The sequence below is a fragment of the Paraburkholderia sp. SG-MS1 genome, from assembly GCF_012275575.1.
In the GTDB taxonomy this organism is placed as follows: Bacteria; Pseudomonadota; Gammaproteobacteria; order Burkholderiales; family Burkholderiaceae; genus Paraburkholderia.
This window is the reverse complement of record NZ_NPIH01000254.1, coordinates 1-16,474: the sequence shown is the minus strand read 5'-3', so window position 1 is coordinate 16,474 and position 16,474 is coordinate 1. Positions and strand designations below refer to the sequence as shown.

Here is a 16,474-nt window from a genome sequence, read left to right as displayed (position 1 = left end):
CGGCGGCATCCGCATCGGCGCGCTGGTGCGCAACAGCGATGCGGCGAACCACGCGCTGGTGCGTGAGCAATACCCGTTGCTGTCGCAAGCGCTGCTCGCGGGCGCGTCGTCGCAGTTGCGCAATATGGCGACGGTCGGCGGCAATCTGCTGCAACGTACGCGCTGCGGCTACTTCTACGATACAGCCTTCACGCAATGCAACAAGCGCATGCCCGGCAGCGGCTGCGCGGCGCTCGGCGGCCACAACCGCATGCATGCGATTCTCGGCGCGAGCGCTCAATGCATCGCGGTGAATCCTTCGGATATGAGCGTGGCACTGGCTGCGCTCGAAGCCATCGTGCGCGTGAGCGGTCCCAACGGCGAGCGCACGATCGCGTTCGCCGACTTCCACCGCCTGCCCGCCGACCGGCCCGACGTCGATACCACGTTGCAGCCCGGCGAATTGATTACCGCCGTCGATCTGCCGCCACCGCTCTTCAGCGCACATTCCCATTATCTGAAAGTGCGTGACCGCGCCAGTTACGCATTCGCGCTGGTGTCGGTGGCCGCCGCGTTGCAAATGGACGGCGAGCGCGTGAGAACCGCGCGCATCGCGCTCGGCGGCGTCGCGCACAAACCGTGGCGCGCGAGCGTCGCCGAACAGATGCTCAACGCTCAGCCGCTTACGCAGGCGACATTGAATAACGCCGCCGCCGCCGCGTTGAGGGACGCACGTCCGCAGCAAGACAACCGTTTCAAGGTGCAGCTCGCGCAACGCGCGATCGTGCGCGCAGTCAACCAGGCCGCCGGCCGCGCGGGAGGTGTCGCATGAATCTGATCGGTCAACCGGTCGACCGCGTCGACGGTCTGCTCAAAGTCACCGGCGAAGCACGCTATGCCGCCGAATTTCCCGAAGCGCGTCTCGCGCATGCGGTGCTCGTCACCAGCACGATTGCGAGCGGCACGATCGCGTCGATCGATGCGAGCCGCGTGCAGGCGCTGCCCGGCGTGCTGCTGGTGATGACGTATCAGAACGCGCCGCGTCTGCCCAACGGCGGCAGACCGGCACTCGCGCCGCCCGCAGGCAGGCGCCTGTCGCTGCTGCAGGACAATCAGGTCCACTACAGCAACGAGCCGGTCGCGGTGGTGGTCGCCGACACGCTCGAACATGCGAGCGACGCCGCGCGTCAATTGCGCATCGTCTATCAGGCGAGTGCAGCGACCGTGGACTTCGCGCAGGCCAAACCGAACGCGCACGCGCCGGACAAACCGCAGGGCCGCCAAACCGACACGCAACGCGGCAGCTTCGAAGACGGCATGCAAAGCGGCGCGGTCCATGTGACCGCGACGTACACCACGCCCATCGAGCATCACAATCCGATGGAACCGCACGCCACGATGGCGCGCTGGGACGGACCGCAACTGACGCTCTACGATTCGACGCAAGGCGTGAGCAGCGCGGCGCAAGCGGTGGCCAAGGTATTCGGCATCGCGCCCGGCGACGTGCGCGTGATCTCGCCGTTCATCGGCGGCGGCTTTGGGTGCAAGGGCTCGTCCTGGTCGCATGTGTCGTTGTGCGCGATGGCCGCGAAACAGACGGGGCGTCCGGTGCGGCTCGTGCTCGAACGGCCGCAGATGTTCGGGCCGGTCGGCGCGCGTCCGCGCACCGAGCAGCACTTCACGATCGCCGCGCGGCACGACGGCACGCTCACCGCCATGCGTCACGACAGCTTCTCCAACACCTCGACGATCGAAGACTGGACCGAGACCTGCTGCATGGTCACGCGGATGCTGTACGCGGTGCCCAACCAGGTGACGACGCATCGCATCGTGCCGCTCAATCTCGGCACGCCGACCTTCATGCGCGCGCCCGGCGAAACCACGGGTTCGTTCGCGCTCGAATCGGCGATGGACGAGCTCGCGGCCGCATTGAACATGGACCCGCTCGCGCTGCGCCTCAAGAATTACGCGCAGGCCGATCCCCAGGAAAACAAGCCGTGGTCGGGCAAGTCGTTGCGCGAGTGCTATCAGATCGGCGCGGAAAAATTCGGCTGGTCGCGCAGAAGCGCCGCGCCACGCTCGATGCACGCGGGCCGCACGCTGATCGGCATGGGCATGGCGACCGCGACCTATCCGGCCAACCGCAGCGAAGCGGCGGCCATCGCGAGGATTCTGCCGGACGGCACGGCGATGGTTGCGTCCGGCACGCAGGACCTCGGCACCGGCACTTACACGGTGATGACCCAGGTGGCCGCCGACACGCTCGGCTTCGCGCCGGAGAACATCCACTTCGCGCTCGGCGATTCGACGCTGCCGCGCGCGCCGGTGTCGGGCGGTTCGCAGTCGGCGGCGAGCGTGTCGCCCGCTGTGCGCGAAGCGGCCAGCCAGGCGCGCAGCCAGTTGATCGCGCTGGCGCTGGCCGACCCGGCGTCGCCAGTGCACGGCATCGCGCTCGACGACATCACCGTGGATAACGGCTGGGTGGTGAGCCGCTCGCAGCCGGCCAAACGCGATCCGGCCGCGGCGATCATCGCGCGCTCGGGCGGCAAGCCGATCGAGGCGACCTCGACGGTCAAGCCCGGCGACGAGAAGCAGAAGTACTCGTTCCACTCGTTCGGCGCAGTGTTCGTCGAGGTGCATGTCGACGCCGAACTCGGGACGATTCGCGTGCCGCGGGTGGTCGGGGTGTACGACGTGGGCCGCGTGCTCAATCACAAGACTGCGCGCAGCCAGATGATCGGCGGCATCGTGTGGGGCATCGGCGCGGCGCTGCAGGAAGAGTCCACGGTGGACACGCGCTTTGGACGCTTCACCAACGCGAATCTCGCGGAGTACCACGTGCCCGTGAATGCGGATATCGGCGCGCTCGATATCACGTTCATCGATCGGCCCGATCCGTATATCAACTCGCTCGGCGTACGCGGGATCGGCGAGATCGGCATTACGGGCGTGCCGGCGGCGATCGCGAACGCGGTGTATCACGCGACCGGGGTACGGGTGCGGGATTTGCCGCTGACGTTGGACAAGGTGATGGGGATGGGCTGATTTTTTTGCGCGGCACCGGCGGCGCCGGTTGTTTGTGACGGGCGGGTGCGGCTCGGTGTGGAGTTTCGCCGCTGCGTGGGTGAGCCGCTCTCGCCAGTCGTCTCTTCGCTGCGACAACGATCGCGCCGCACAAAAATAACGCGGCGCGGCGCTTCACGTCCGCCCGCAAGTGGCGCGGCCAGGCGCCATGCATCCACATTGGCGCTTGCCTGCCACCGCGTTGCATCGCACAATCGGCCTCATTCTCTCCACCGGTGCCCGTCCATGGCCTACGCCTCGCTCGCCACTGGCGTGTTGCTCGCCGCCGGCTTCGGTTCGCGCTTCGATCCGGACGGCCTGCACAACAAACTCCTTGCCCGGATGCCCGATGGCACGCCGGTCGCTCACGAAGCCGCGCATCGGCTGCTACACGTCGTGACGCGGGTACTGGCCGTGGTGCGGCCGGGTTCGGACGCCCTCGCGCGCCTTCTGAACGACGCCGGCTGCGACGTGGTATTCGCGTCCGACGCCGAACGCGGCATGGGTGCGAGCCTCGCCGCCGGCATCGAAGCGAGCGACGACGCCGAGGGCTGGATCGTCGCGCTCGCGGACATGCCGCGCATCGCCACCTCGACGATCGAGACCGTGGCGATCACGCTCGACAAGGGCGCATCCCTGGTCGCGCCGTTTTATCAGGGAAAGCGAGGGCATCCGGTCGGCTTTGGCATCGAGCATCGCGAGGCGCTGCTCGCGCTCGACGGCGACACTGGCGCGAGATCCTTGCTGATGTCGCAGCATGTGACGAGGGTGGAGGTCGACGACCCGGGGATTTTGCGGGACGTGGACACGCCGGAGGATTTGCGCAACGTCTAGCGGTGAAGGTCGCGGCGCGGGCTTGATCCCGGCGCAGGGTTGGGCGCATACTGTATATCCATACAGTATTTGTCCGCATGGGCTGCCGCTTTCGTCGCGCGCCCACGGCGCGTCCACATGAAGCGCATTCCGATTGAACCGTCTTTTGCCGCATGGCGCCGCGCGGCGCGGGAACTGCTGCGTCAGGGTATCGAGCCGGGGTCGATCGAGTGGGTCGAGGTTGAAGGCAAGATAACTGGAGAAGGCGAGTCGGAGGCTGGGCGAGATGCGCGGCTTCCGGGTGTGGCGAGTATGGCGGATGCCGCGAGTGGCGTGGAATCTGCCAGGTCCACCGGCCACACAACCGCGGATACCGCCGCCCCCNCCACCGCCGCTCCCCTCACGGCTCCCGCCATTCCCCGCGATCTCCTCGCCCAGTTGCAATCAGCGTCCTGCTTCCTCGCGCCGGATCGCTGGGCTCTGCTTTATCGCGTGCTATGGCGCTGGACGCGCGGCGAGCGCCGCATCGTCGATCCGGCTGACCCCGACGACGCGCAACTCGCGCTGCGCGCGCAGTCGGTCGAACACGAAACCGAAGAGCTGCTGAGCTTCACGCGGTTCAGGCGGCGTGACCCCTCCATGGGCTTGCCCGAATTCGTCGGCTGGTACGAGCCGCAGCACGATCTGCTAAAGCGCGCCGCCGCGCGGTTCGCTCTACCCATGGGCGACTCCACGTGGATGCTGGCCACCCCGCGCGGCGCGGTGTTCTGGAACGGCATGCTGCTGCGTATCGACCGGCGCACAACGGAAGAAAACCAGCCGGCCACGCACGCTGTGCCGCCCGACATCATGGCAGGCGAAGCCACCACCAGCGAGCCCACCGAAGCCCTCTGGCTCGCCTACTATGCGAGCGTCGTCAATGCACTGCCGACGCCGGCGCGGCTCTCCTACTGGCGCGCGCCGCCCGCCGGTCCGCCGCTGCCCGCGCACCTCGCGCGCGAACGCAGCCGTCTCGGTGCGCAAGCCACCGCCGTCACGGTGCCAGAGAGGCCGCCGGTCGAATATTCAGCGCTTACGCCGCCCCTGCGTGAGGCGGTTGGCCCGCTCGCCGCGTGCCGGCGTTGCGCGCTGTGGCGCAACGCAAAGCAGGCCGTCGCGGGTGCCGGGCCGGCTCACGCGACGATCATGGCCGTCGGCGAACAGCCCGGGGAACATGAAAATCATCACGGCGAACCCTTTACCGGACCTGCCGGCCAACTGCTGGACGCGGTGCTCGCGCGCGCCAGTCTCGACCGCACGGCGCTGTATCTGACCTATGCCGTCAAACACTACAAGTGGGAAACGTTCGACCAGCAGCGAATCCACCGCACCCCGGAGCACCGCGAGGTCGAGGCTTGCCAGCACTGGCTGGAACAGGAACTGACGCGCGTCGCGCCGCGCGTAATCGTGACGCTTGGCGCGACCGCGCTAAAAGCGCTGACCGGCGCGCACGTCAATCTGTCCGAATATGTCGGGCAGACAATTGCCCATCGCGGACGCCTGATCGTGCCGACGTGGCATCCGGTATATGCGCTGAGAATGGCAGACGCGCGCTTGCGCGCGGACATTGTGGAGCGCATCGTGGCGGCGTTCAGCCGGGCAGCAGCGTTGGCGACGGAGGGCGGGTAATTCTCTGAGCATGCCGGATACGTACCACCTGATTCCATCGACGAAGATCCCGTGCCGCATCCAAACCCATCCAAACCCATCCAAACCAACAGTGAGCAAATTCAGGAGCCACACTGTGCCAACCGGTGAGCCTCTACGGGAGCCCGCCAAACACAGCCCGCTCAGCCAAAGCCAGGCACACCATTTGCGACCCCACAACCGCTGCGCAAGCCGCATTGATTCCGCCTAAGCTGATGTGAGCCCATGTTTTCCGCGCGGACCGGGCCCTGAGCGCTATGGCTCACGCTCCGCCGGCCGCCCGCGCCCAACCCTACCGCCCCAATGAGCGAAACCAGCCCACGCCTGTTCATCGTCTCGCCCCATTTCGACGACGCCGTCTTCAGCTGCGGCGCATTGCTCGCCGCTCACCCCGACGCCTCGGTTTGCACGGTATTCGCCGCGCCTCCGGAGCACGAGATGCATACCGAATGGGATCAGAAGTCGGGTTTTGCGAATGCCTCCGAAGCCATCCACGAGCGCACGCTGGAGGACAACCGCGCGCTCGAGGTGCTCGATGCGATTCCGCTGCGCATGCCGTTTCGCGACAGCCAGTATGCCGACTCGCCGTCGATCAGCCGGATGGCCGCGATGCTCGAAGAAATCATTTACCGCAGCACCGCGAATACGCTGCTGATGCCGCTCGGCCTCTATCACGACGATCACGTGCGGGTCTTCGAAGCCTGCTGCGAAATCCTGCCGCGGCTGTCGCATCTGGTCTGGTTCGGCTACGAGGAAGCGATTCACCGACGCACGCCCGGCGTCGTGCAGGCGCGCCTCGCCGATCTTGCGCAGCGCGGCATCGTGGCGACGCCGGCGCTTCCGAGCGCCGCGCATACGATTGACGTCCAGCGCCGCGCGCAACTCAAACGCGAGGCGGTCAATGCGTACGCCAGCCAGTTGCGCGCATTCGGCGCGGGCAATTACGACGACGTCTTCGCCACCGAGCGCTACTGGCAGCTCAGCGTGGGTCGGCGCGGGAAAAAGTGACAACAGCGAGCAGCGCGGCGCGCAGCAAAAGCGCCTACGCTTGAAGAGGATTGCCGGCATCGGTCCGAGCGCGGATTGTCCGAAGAGCCCGAACCGCATGCGTTCAACTACAGGGTGATGCGATGAGCTACGACATGCATACCAGTCCGATTCCCGACCCCAATGCCGATCCGAACCGCGATCCGGAAGCCGACCCGCTAGTACCACCGTCGCCCGGTCATCACGTGGAGGAGCCGCAGCGACCCGACGGCCCGCCTGACAAGGATCCGGTGTGACGGAGCGCATGGCACCGCATCCCGCGGCGCGGTGCGGTGAAAAGCCGCCGCGCGCTGCACTGCGGCACCTGAATCAACGCGTCAGTTCGGTGAAGCCCTGCAGCAAACGGTCGATGTCGCCGGCGTGGATATTGCCCATCGTCGAAATGCGGAACAGTTCGGCCGACAAGCCGCCTTGCCCCGCATAGATGACGAAGCCGCGCGCCTTCAGCGCGTCGTGCAACTGCGGATACGCGACGCCATCCGGCAACCGGTACGCGCGCAGCACCACCGACGATTGCTCCGCCGGCAACACGCTGCCGATGCCCCGCTCGGCGAGCCCCGCCCGCGCCCGTTCGGCAAGCGCCGCATAACGCGCGTGACGCGCGCGCCAGCCGCCTTCGTCGGCGAGTTCGCGCAGCGCTTCGACGAGCGCGTAGTACGCGTGAACCGAGGGCGTGAACGGCGTGTTGCGCTGATCCTGCAAACGCGCGAGCCGCCCGAGATCGAGGTAATACGTGCGGCTAGCCGCCCGCGCGAGCGCCGTGCGCCGCACCAGCACGAACGACGCGCCCGGCACGCCGTGCAGACACTTGTTCGCGGTGGCCGCGACCGCGTCGAGACTGGCATCGGCGAAATCGATCGCTTCTGCGCCGAAGCTGCTCACGCCGTCCACCAGCAGCCGCAAACCGCGAGCGCGGCACAGCGCGCCGAGCGACGCGAGGTCGTTCAAACGGCCAGTGGTGGTTTCATGATGAATCACCGCGACGTGCGTGAACGCTTTGTCCGCGTCGAGCCGTTCGGCGATCTTCGCGAGGTCCGGCGCGTGCATCCAGTCGTGCTTCAGCGATTCATGCGCGATGCCGTATTGCGTGGCGATCTGCGAAATGCGCTCGCCGTACACGCCGTTTTCCACCACCAGCAGCTTGCCGTTTTGCGGCACCAGCGCGGCAGTCATGCTTTCGACGGCGGCCGTGCCGGAGCCGGTCATCAACACCGCCTGCCATTCGCTCGCGTCGAGACCGTACAGACCGACGAGCCGCGTGCGGGCCTCTTCCTGCAAGTCGAAAAACTCGCTTTCGCGATGACACAGATCCGTCTGCAACAGGCTATTGCGAACACGTTCGGTGAGCGTCACCGGGCCGGGATTGAGCAGCAGCATGGGCGCTCCTTTTACGTTGATTTCAAGCGGCGCCGATGTGGCGCATCAGGCGCGTCTTCACATCGGGCGGGGTGATGGTGGGGCGCGGCAGGCCGTCCGGCGTGCCGCGGCGAATCGCGAGGCGCACGAAGCGCGGGCCGTCGAGCGGCGGCGCGTCGAACACCTGGTCGAGCACCGCTACGTCGTCGCTTTCCACCGCCGACGCATAACCGCACGCCGCGGCCACGCCCGCGAACGACACGTGCGACGACACCGTCGCCTGGCCGCCGGTCGAGTCGTGCGCGCCGTTGTCGAGCAGCACGTGCGTGAGATTGCCCGGACAGTAAGCGCCGAGCGTCGCGAACGCGCCCATGCGCATCAGCGCGGCGCCGTCGCCGTCGAGCGCGACCACGTGCAGATCGGGACGCGCGAGCGCGAGTCCGAGCGCGAACGGCGTCACGCAGCCCATCGAGCCGACCATGTACAACTGGTTTGGCCGGTCGTCGATCGCATAGAGTTCGCGGCCGCAAAATCCGGTCGACGCGAGTACGACCGTCGATTCGAGCGGCGTGCGCGCGATGACCTTCTGCAACGCGTCGTGACGCGAAGCCAGTTCGCCCGCCGCGACGTCCTGGAACTGCGAGCGCGACACGACCGGCGCACGGCGCGCACTCGCGCCGCCGTCTTTCAGCTCGTACGGCGCCACGCTGCCCTTCTGCATCACGAGCGCGTACGGGCGGCCGGTTTCATCCATGTGCGCGATCGCGCGATCCAGCGCCGGGCCGATGGCGTCGGCCTCGGTCGGGAAGGTTTCCCACGGAATCTCCATCGTGTCGAGCATCGCGGGCGTGACCGGTCCCATCAGCGCGTGCTGCGGTTCGTCGGCGACACCCGGCTGGCCGCGCCACGTGACGATCAGCAATTGCGGCAGACGGAAGGTCCACGTGAGCGAAGTCAACGGGCTCACGGCGTTGCCGAGCCCGGAGTTCTGCATCATCGTGATGCCGCGCCGGCCGTTCTTCGTTCCCAGCGTGACGCCTGCGATCAGCGCGACCGCATCGCCTTCGTTGGCCGCCGACACGTAATGCAACGACTCGTCCTGCAACACGTAGTTGATGAACGGCGTCAGATACGAGCACGGCACCCCTGCGTACCAGTCGAAGCCGCGATCGCGTGCCGCCTCGACGAACTGTGCTGCTTCGATCATTGCGCGGCTCCGTTCGTCGCGCTCTTCGCCGCACTTTGCCCCGGGTTGCCGGCCGCCGCCGCGAACGGCGCTTGCGCATGCGCGAAGTCGCCCGCACGGCGGAAGTCGTCGAGATCGTTCACGCCGCGCCAGTGGCCGTGCACGTATTGCACCTCGATCGATTCACCCGCTTCGATCAGTGCGTTGAGCAGCGCGGGCATGTCGAGGGAAGCGAAATCGGCGCGCCCCTGCAACTGGCTCATCACCGCCTGCAAACGCTCGCGGCCTGCGTCGCGCACGTTCAGCAGACCGACCCAGCGGCCATGCGGCGCCTGCGCAGCGATCTCCGCCGATGCGTTCTGTCCGCTCGACACATGGCGCAGCACGACCTTGTTACCGAACAGGCCGCGGTCGTCCGCCGCCGAGCACCACGCGAAATCGCGCACGCTTGCGTTTTCCGTATCGGTCAGCGACGAATCCACCACCACGCTGAACGCGGCTTCGCTTTCCACGAGGTCGCGCAGGATGTAGCTGCGGAACAGCAGATCGCCGTACGAGACAACGGTGTCGCCGCTCAGCTTGTCGAGCGCGCACGCGAGCGACGCGAGTTCGCCGGTTTGCGCATGCTGTTCGTTGACGACGAGCTTGATGCCCGCCGTCTCGATCGCATCGGCGCGATAACCGCCGATCACGGTGATATCGTTGACGCCCTGCTTCTTGAACGCGTCGACAAGCCAGCGCAGCAGCGGCTTGCCCGCGATCGGCAGCATGACCTTCGGCCGGTCTTCCGTGACGGCTTCGAGGCCCTTGCCGCGGCTCGCGGCGAGCACGACGGCGGCGCCAGCCGCGCGGCCGCTCGACAGATAGCGGTCTTCGGCTTCGGAATATTCGTCGGCGTCCTGCAAACGGAAAATTTCGTTGACGGCGGCAATGCTGTCTTCGACGTTCACAAGCGTCTGGCTCGAATGAATTTCCTTCGCGACGGCCTGCATCGCCGAGGTCGCCGAGCGAATCAGATGATTCGCCCAGATCACGGTGCTGATACCCGCTTCGCGGAACACTTCGGTGGGCGTGCTGTAGTACTTGGTCGGCACGATCACGAGCGGACCGCGGCCGGCCCATTCGCGCGCGAATTCGAGAATTTCGTCGGGACGCGAGAGCTTGCTGTGAATCAGGATCGCGTCCGCGCCGGCTTGCCGGTAAGCCTCGGCGCGACGCAGCGCCTCGTCCATGCCCCAGCCCGCGATCAGCGCTTCGACGCGCGCGACGATCGAGAAATTTTCGTCGGACTGCGAGTCCTTGCCGGCCTTGATCTTGCCGCAGAACTCGTCCATGTCGGCGAGCGGCTGCGCTTCACCGTTGATGAAGCTGTTGGTCTTCGGGAACTGCTTGTCTTCGATACAGACGCCGGCGATGCCGCGCTGTTCGAGCTTGCGCACGAGGCGGCGCACGTTGTTGAAGTTGCCGTAGCCGGTGTCGCCGTCGAGCAGGATCGGCAGGTCGCTCGCGTCGGCCATGAATTCGAGGGTGTCGACAACTTGTGTCCAGCTTGCTTCGTTGTTGTCGCGCACGCCGTATTGCGCGGAAATCGCGAGACCCGAGCCCCAGATCGCCTTGAAGCCGGCCTCACGGACGATGCGCGCGGACAGGCCGTTATGGGCCTCCATCATGAATTCGAGTTCGTTGCTAAGAAGCATCTGGCGCAGACGTGCGCTGCGGGATACGGAGACGAAGGCGGGTTGGCGGGCGTTCATTTTCTACTCCTGATTGCGGGCTTATTGGTGCTCTTTTTGCCCGGCTGGCGACTGGAAAATGGCGACTATAGCGGAATTTTTATTTATTCGTCTCTTCGAAGACAGCGGGTTTTTCTGCGTTGTGGTTAAGTGGAAAAATGTGTCATTTTTTGCATTTACTGCGATACTGCGGCGGGTTTTGGATTTGATTGGCATTTTGTGGCGGTTTGACGCGATTGCATGCTGGGAACCGGATTGGCGCCCACTCCAGCCTGTTTCATCCGTTCCCGAGTCATTGATAGCCATAGCGGGCCGTTTATATATGGCCATTATTGGCGGCTCTGATTAATTTCTTAACCGCGTTCGCAAGGCATCATTCGCATTAAACAGTTCCGATAAAAAATAACGCCGGCAATGGAAAACCCCCGATTAAAACGCCGCGGATCGCGCACTGAAAACACCGCTGGAGCAAGGCAAATGGCGTATAAATCAGACAAATAACAACATAAGACAACGGGTTTCCCCTGCCTGCGGAGCACACCGTGTCGCGCCGTAAACACCGCTAGCGACAAGCCAATCGCTACAAGCAAATTCAACTCCGCCCGACCACCCGCAAAAGCCACACTGATTGCTATGACTCTGAACAAAAAACTGGCGTCGATGATCGCCGTGCTGTGGATCGGCCTGATCCTGATCGGCGGCTTCGGCGCATGGCAAAACCGCGCGTCGATGATCTCGGACCGCCGCGATCAATTGACTGCGCTGATCGATCAGGGCAACCACATCGTCGCCCATTACTACGCGCTGGCCCAGCAGCACACCCTTTCCGAACCCGACGCCAAAAAGCAGGCGCTCGAGATGCTGGCGGCCATGCGTTATGGCAAGGATGGATACATTTCCGTCAACGATTCGCAGCCGGTCATGCTGATGCATCCATTCAAGCAGGAACTGGTCGGCAAGAACCTTGCGCAGTTTGCCGACCCGGCGGGCAACCACCTGTTCGTCGCGATCGTCAACGCGGGTAATCACGATGGCGGCGGCTTCGTCGACTATCTGTGGGCCAAGCCCGGCAGCGAGCAGCCGGTCGCCAAAACCAGCTACTCGATGCATTTCGCGCCGTGGGACTGGTATCTCGTCACCGGCATGTACATGGACGACGTGCAGAGCGCGTTCTACGCGAACCTGCTGCGCTGGCTCGCGATCACCGTGACGTTGGGCGCCGTTGCCACGGCCGTCATGCTGCTGGTGTTGCGCAGCATCCGCCGCTCGCTCGGCGGCGATCTCGAAGTGGCGCTCGAACATGCGCAACTGATGGCGCAAGGCAATCTCGCCACGCGTGTACCGGTCGGCCCGCACGACAACGGCAGCCTGCTGCATGCGCTGCAAACCATGCAGGCCGGTCTCGTCGATACGGTGTCGCGCGTGCGTCTGGGCACCGAGAACATCAACATCGGCGCGACGGAAATCGCCGCCGGCAATACCGACCTCTCGCAACGGACCGAGGAACAGGCAGCGGCGCTCGTCGAAACGGCGTCGAGCATGGATCAGATGACTGTCAACGTAAAGCAGAACGCGGACAGCGCAATGCAGGCCGCGCAGCTCGCCGGCCAGGCGGCGGACGTGGCCACGCGCGGCAGCCGCGTGGTGGACGACGTGGTCCGCACCATGGGCGAGATCACCGCCAGTTCCCGGCAGATCGGCGACATCATCGGGGTGATCGACGGCATCGCGTTCCAGACGAATATCCTCGCGCTCAACGCGGCCGTCGAAGCGGCGCGCGCGGGAGAACAGGGACGCGGCTTCGCGGTGGTCGCCGCCGAAGTGCGCAGCCTCGCGCAGCGCTCAGCGACGGCGGCCAAGGAGATCAAGGCGCTGATCGAAACCTCGACGAATACGGTCGAAACCGGCGCGTCGCAAGTCGCCAATGCGGGCTCGACGATGGGCGAGATCGTGCACTCGGTGCGTCGCGTGAACGAAATTCTCGAGGAGATCAGCCATGCTTCGCGCGAACAGAGCGCGGGCATCGAGCAGGTCAATCGCGCGGTCGGCGAGATGGATCAGGTCACACAACAGAACGCGGCGCTCGTCGAGCAGGCCGCGGCCGCGGCTCATTCGCTGAAGGATCAGGTGGGGGTGCTGCGCGAGGCGATTGCCAGCTTCGCGTTGCCGGGTTGAGCGCTTGGAGTTGGCGAGGGTGACCCGCCTGGCGCTCGCCAGGTGCCTATGGCAAAGCAGCATCAGACATTCAGAAAAAAAGAAGGCGCTCGACAGGCGCAGAGCGCCCCTTTAACACGCCGCGTCGGAGTCGACGCATCAATCGAACGAGCCAGCCGCGCGGATTTTGCAAATCGACGCGGTTTTTTTGGCCGTACGAGCGGCCGTCTCACGTAGCGCCGCATTGCGTCGCTCTGCCAACGCCCACCGCGCTCGAAAACGCGACGCGCTCAAAGCCCCATAGGGCATCACCGAATTGGGCTTAACTGGCTTTCGGACTCACACGACACTCACGATAATCGCCGTTTGACAACGCGTGCCCTACGGCGCCCTTTGCCGACGAAGCGGCTCCGAACGCGCTCCGTCAAGCTTCGCCCCTATCCTGCTGCGCCGTCCTCTACGTGCGCGCCATCGCCGCCGGGGCCATGTCCGACGTGCTGACGGGCATGCGCCGCGGTATGGAGCGGTTCGCTCTGCGCCCCGTCGGCACCGTCACACACTCGCCGGCGACACGGTGCGCGACGCCCTGCCCGGTCACTCTCCACTTGCGTGGATCTCGCATACAGATACGTTTTCATTACAATCGAAGCGGTCGTGGTCGCGACAGGCGTGCGGCATCGCTCGAAGACCGGCGTCGATCGCGATGCTGCCCGCAGGCTTCGCGATGCGCATGCCGGCCCAGCGTCTCCATTGGCATCTCAAAGTATTGAGCGCCGCCGATTCGGGCGGCGCAAGTTAATCGCGTTCCCGAGTTCATTATCCGCAACCCATGATCCAGAAGAAAAAATCGCAGTCGCATGATCCCTACGCGCCCGTCGCGAAAAATCCGTTGCTGGCCGCGCGCCTGCCCGCCTGGCGCTCGAGGTTCATCGTCCTGCTGGTGTTCGGCGCGTTCGCGGCGCTGGCGGGCCGTGCATTGTGGGTGCAGGTGGTGAACCGGGATTTCTATATCGACCAGGGACAAAAGCGCTATCAGCGCACCATCGAACTCGACGCGACGCGCGGACGAATCGTCGATCGCAATGGCTCGATGCTCGCCGTCAGCCTCGCCACGTACGAGATCTGGGCCACCCCCAGGCAGGTCGATGAAACCGCCGCCGTGCCGCTCGCGAAGCTGCTCGACCTGCCGCTCGCGGAATTGCGCCGGCGTCTGAACGGCGACAAGAGCTTCGTCCTGCTCAAGCGCCAGGTGGACGCCGACACCGCCGCCCAACTGTCCCGCCTGGGCCTTGCCGGCATCACGCAGATTGCCGATTCGAAGCGCTTTTATCCCGAGGGCGAATCGGCGGCGCACGTGGTCGGCTTCACGGATATCGAGGACAACGGCCAGGAAGGCGTCGAGCTGGCCGCTAACGAGCACCTGCTCGGCGTGCCTGGCCAGCGCGAAGTGATCCGCGACCGGCTCGGCCGCGTGGTGTCGGAAACCCGGCCGCTGGTGCCGGCGCGCAACGGCGAGACCATCCATCTGACGATCGACCGGCGCATCCAGCAACTCGCCTACGGGCAATTGAAGGAAGCGATTGCGAAGCATCACGCGGAAGCCGGCAGCGTCGTGGTGCTCGACGCGCGCAACGGCGAGATTCTCGCGCTCGCCAACTATCCGAGCTTCGATCCGAACGACCGCGCCCGCCTGACCGGCCGGCAACTGCGCAACCGCGCGGTAGTCGACACCTTCGAACCCGGATCGACGATCAAGCCGCTGGTCGTCGCGCTGTCGATCGACGAGGGCAAGGTGCGGCCGCAAAGCATGATCGACACAGCCCCCGGTTGGTACAAGATCGGCCCGGCCGTGATTCACGACACTTCCAATCACGGCGTGATGACGGTCTCCGAGGCGGTGCAGAAGTCGAGCAATATCGCGCTTGCCAAGCTCGCGCTGAATCTGCCGGCGGAGACGATCTGGACCAAGTATCAGCAATACGGGCTCGGCCTGAGACCCGAACTGACCTTTCCGGGCGTGGCGTCCGGCAAGGTTCGTCCGTACAAACGCTGGCGCCCGATCGAACAGGCGACCATGGCGTACGGCTACGGGCTGTCCGCCTCGCTGCTGCAGATGGCGCAGATCTACACCGCGTATGCGGGCGACGGCACGATGCAACGCGTCAGTCTGCTGCGCAACGGCGCGCATGCCGCCGCGCCCTCCGTGGATACCGACCTCGCCGTGACGAAGCCGGCCACCGCGCGGGCGATCCGCGCGATGCTGGAGATGGCCACCGGCGAAGGCGGCACGGGACGGGCGGCCGCCGTGGCCGGCTACCGGATCGGCGGCAAGACCGGCACGGCCCGCAAACAGGTCGGCGCGACGTATGCGAAGAACCGCTATCGTGCGCTGTTCGTCGGCATGGCGCCGATGAGCGATCCACGGCTGATCGTCGCGGTCATGATCGACGACCCGGCGGGCAAGGCGTTCTATGGCGGAACGGTGGCTGGGCCGGTGTTCAGCGAAGTGACCGGCGGCGCACTGCAGTTGCTGGGCGTGCCGCCGGATGCGCCGGGCGTTTGACGCCTCGCTCGCATCGCGCATGCTTCCTGCTGCATTGCCGGGCCGACTTCACATCGATTCGCGGCTATTGACACGGCAATACATGATCAGCCCTGCCAACCTGTTCGTCGCGCCGGAGGATCTGGCATCCGGTAGGACGTTGCGCAGGGATCGCGACGGCAGTGCGTTATCGGGAGAATAATCTGCGCAATGCGAACCTGGTGTGGGACTTCTGCTCGCAATCCGGAATCGCTGCATCAGGTCACGATCCTGCTGAGCGACCATGGCATTCCGAAGAACTACCGGCAGATGCACGGCTTCGGTTGGCATACGTTCTCGCTGATCAACGCGCAGAACGAGCGCTTCGAGGAAGCGAACCGCTGATGGGTGTGCATCACCGGTTACCCCTTTGTGCACCGGGAACGCAAAGCGTCTCGCGCGAGCCGTGAATGCTCTTTTCACGGGCTCTTTCTTTATCGATTCACGTGGGCAACACGCGGTTTTCTATACGCAAAGCGTGAGACGTTGTGCGCCGCGCCCTGCGGGCGGCAAACTCAGTGTTCCGCCTGATCGCCGCCCGGCTTGCTGCTTGAGTCGCTCGCGATGCGCGACGTTGTCGAGACTCGCCGTCACGATGCTCGCGAAGCGCTCCAGAATGTCCGTGGCCATGCCGTCGCCGAAACGTTCGGGGTCGTCGCTGCCGAGGCATAGATAACCGCTGACGGTGTCGCCCGCGGCAAGCGGCAGCATGATCGCGCTCGCCGGCAGTGGTGCGGCGCTGAAGAACGCGTGACGCGCTGCGTCGCTCAGTTCACCCGGTTTGCCGAGCCACGGCCGGCCTTCCTCGCACAGGTCTCGCGCAGCAAGCCCGCCTTCGCGCGAGGTCTGCAGATTCCCATGATCGAGCGCGCGCAA

The 16,474-nt window shown here is 65.5% G+C and carries 11 protein-coding genes and 2 pseudogenes; 9 read left to right on the top strand and 4 right to left on the bottom strand.

From position 1 onward, the window contains the following. From CIC12_RS25540 to CIC12_RS25515, 6 genes are all read left to right on the top strand, one after another. The coding region (locus CIC12_RS25540; protein WP_168668188.1) for an FAD binding domain-containing protein at window positions 1–811 on the top strand (811 nt) is incomplete at its 5' end. Continuing rightward, window positions 808–3,024 (top strand): xanthine dehydrogenase family protein molybdopterin-binding subunit, encoded by a 2,217-nt coding sequence (locus tag CIC12_RS25535; protein WP_168668186.1) that lies wholly within the window; start codon window positions 808–810, stop codon window positions 3,022–3,024. The genes CIC12_RS25540 and CIC12_RS25535, both read left to right, overlap by 4 nt. Before the next feature lie 264 nt (window positions 3,025–3,288). Further along, window positions 3,289–3,876, top strand: a complete 588-nt coding sequence (locus CIC12_RS25530; RefSeq protein WP_168668184.1) for a nucleotidyltransferase family protein — start codon at window positions 3,289–3,291, stop codon at window positions 3,874–3,876. Window positions 3,877–3,993: 117 nt separating this feature from the next. Further along, window positions 3,994–5,523, top strand: a complete 1,530-nt coding sequence (locus CIC12_RS25525) for a UdgX family uracil-DNA binding protein (RefSeq protein WP_168668182.1) — start codon at window positions 3,994–3,996, stop codon at window positions 5,521–5,523. Between the two features lie 321 nt (window positions 5,524–5,844). Beyond that, window positions 5,845–6,549 (top strand): PIG-L deacetylase family protein, encoded by a 705-nt coding sequence (locus CIC12_RS25520; RefSeq protein ID WP_168668174.1) that lies wholly within the window; start codon window positions 5,845–5,847, stop codon window positions 6,547–6,549. Between the two features lie 134 nt (window positions 6,550–6,683). Further along, window positions 6,684–6,824 carry a hypothetical protein gene (locus tag CIC12_RS25515; RefSeq protein WP_167335679.1) on the top strand — a complete coding sequence of 47 codons (141 nt, stop codon included), beginning with the start codon at window positions 6,684–6,686 and terminating at the stop codon, window positions 6,822–6,824. Window positions 6,825–6,897: 73 nt separating this feature from the next. Here the strand turns inward: CIC12_RS25515 and CIC12_RS25510 are convergent, their stop codons facing one another. Genes CIC12_RS25510 through aepX form a run of 3 tightly spaced genes read right to left on the bottom strand, consistent with a single transcriptional unit; the run spans window position 6,898 to window position 10,884 of the window. Further along, on the bottom strand, window positions 6,898–7,965 hold the full coding sequence (locus CIC12_RS25510; RefSeq protein WP_168668171.1) for a 2-aminoethylphosphonate aminotransferase: 1,068 nt from the start codon (window positions 7,963–7,965) through the stop codon (window positions 6,898–6,900). 22 nt (window positions 7,966–7,987) lie between these two features. Further along, a complete protein-coding gene (gene aepY, locus CIC12_RS25505) occupies window positions 7,988–9,151 on the bottom strand; it encodes a phosphonopyruvate decarboxylase (RefSeq protein ID WP_168668169.1) in 1,164 nt (387 codons plus the stop codon). After that, window positions 9,148–10,884 (bottom strand): phosphoenolpyruvate mutase, encoded by a 1,737-nt coding sequence (gene aepX, locus CIC12_RS25500; RefSeq protein ID WP_168668167.1) that lies wholly within the window; start codon window positions 10,882–10,884, stop codon window positions 9,148–9,150. The genes aepY and aepX overlap by 4 nt, the downstream gene beginning before the upstream one ends. A 612-nt stretch (window positions 10,885–11,496) precedes the next feature. Here aepX and CIC12_RS25490 point away from each other — a divergent pair. The 3 genes and pseudogenes from CIC12_RS25490 to CIC12_RS33350 all read left to right on the top strand — a co-directional run. After that, window positions 11,497–13,038: a methyl-accepting chemotaxis protein gene (locus tag CIC12_RS25490; protein ID WP_168668163.1), complete on the top strand. Its 1,542-nt coding sequence runs from the start codon at window positions 11,497–11,499 to the stop codon at window positions 13,036–13,038. A gap of 808 nt (window positions 13,039–13,846) precedes the next feature. Further along, entirely contained in the window at window positions 13,847–15,580 is a 1,734-nt protein-coding gene (locus CIC12_RS25485; RefSeq protein ID WP_168668161.1) for a peptidoglycan D,D-transpeptidase FtsI family protein, read from the top strand. A gap of 200 nt (window positions 15,581–15,780) precedes the next feature. Further along, window positions 15,781–15,925 (top strand): annotated as a pseudogene (locus CIC12_RS33350) (catalase); the annotation flags it as partial. Between the two features lie 219 nt (window positions 15,926–16,144). On the opposite strand, the pseudogene CIC12_RS25475 reads toward CIC12_RS33350, so the two are convergent. Then, window positions 16,145–16,474, bottom strand: a pseudogene (locus CIC12_RS25475) (sensor domain-containing diguanylate cyclase); the annotation flags it as partial.

Bases quoted from the DNA above. Each gene is read 5' to 3' on its own strand.
- CIC12_RS25535 (WP_168668186.1), top strand. From the start codon at position 808: ATGAATCTGATCGGTCAACCGGTCGACCGCGTCGACGGTCTGCTCAAA.
- CIC12_RS25530 (WP_168668184.1), top strand. From the start codon at position 3,289: ATGGCCTACGCCTCGCTCGCCACTGGCGTGTTGCTCGCCGCCGGCTTC.
- CIC12_RS25520 (WP_168668174.1), top strand. From the start codon at position 5,845: ATGAGCGAAACCAGCCCACGCCTGTTCATCGTCTCGCCCCATTTCGAC.
- CIC12_RS25515 (WP_167335679.1), top strand. From the start codon at position 6,684: ATGCATACCAGTCCGATTCCCGACCCCAATGCCGATCCGAACCGCGAT.
- CIC12_RS25510 (WP_168668171.1), bottom strand. From the start codon at position 7,965: ATGCTGCTGCTCAATCCCGGCCCGGTGACGCTCACCGAACGTGTTCGC.
- aepY (WP_168668169.1), bottom strand. From the start codon at position 9,151: ATGATCGAAGCAGCACAGTTCGTCGAGGCGGCACGCGATCGCGGCTTC.
- aepX (WP_168668167.1), bottom strand. From the start codon at position 10,884: ATGAACGCCCGCCAACCCGCCTTCGTCTCCGTATCCCGCAGCGCACGT.
- CIC12_RS25490 (WP_168668163.1), top strand. From the start codon at position 11,497: ATGACTCTGAACAAAAAACTGGCGTCGATGATCGCCGTGCTGTGGATC.
- CIC12_RS25485 (WP_168668161.1), top strand. From the start codon at position 13,847: ATGATCCAGAAGAAAAAATCGCAGTCGCATGATCCCTACGCGCCCGTC.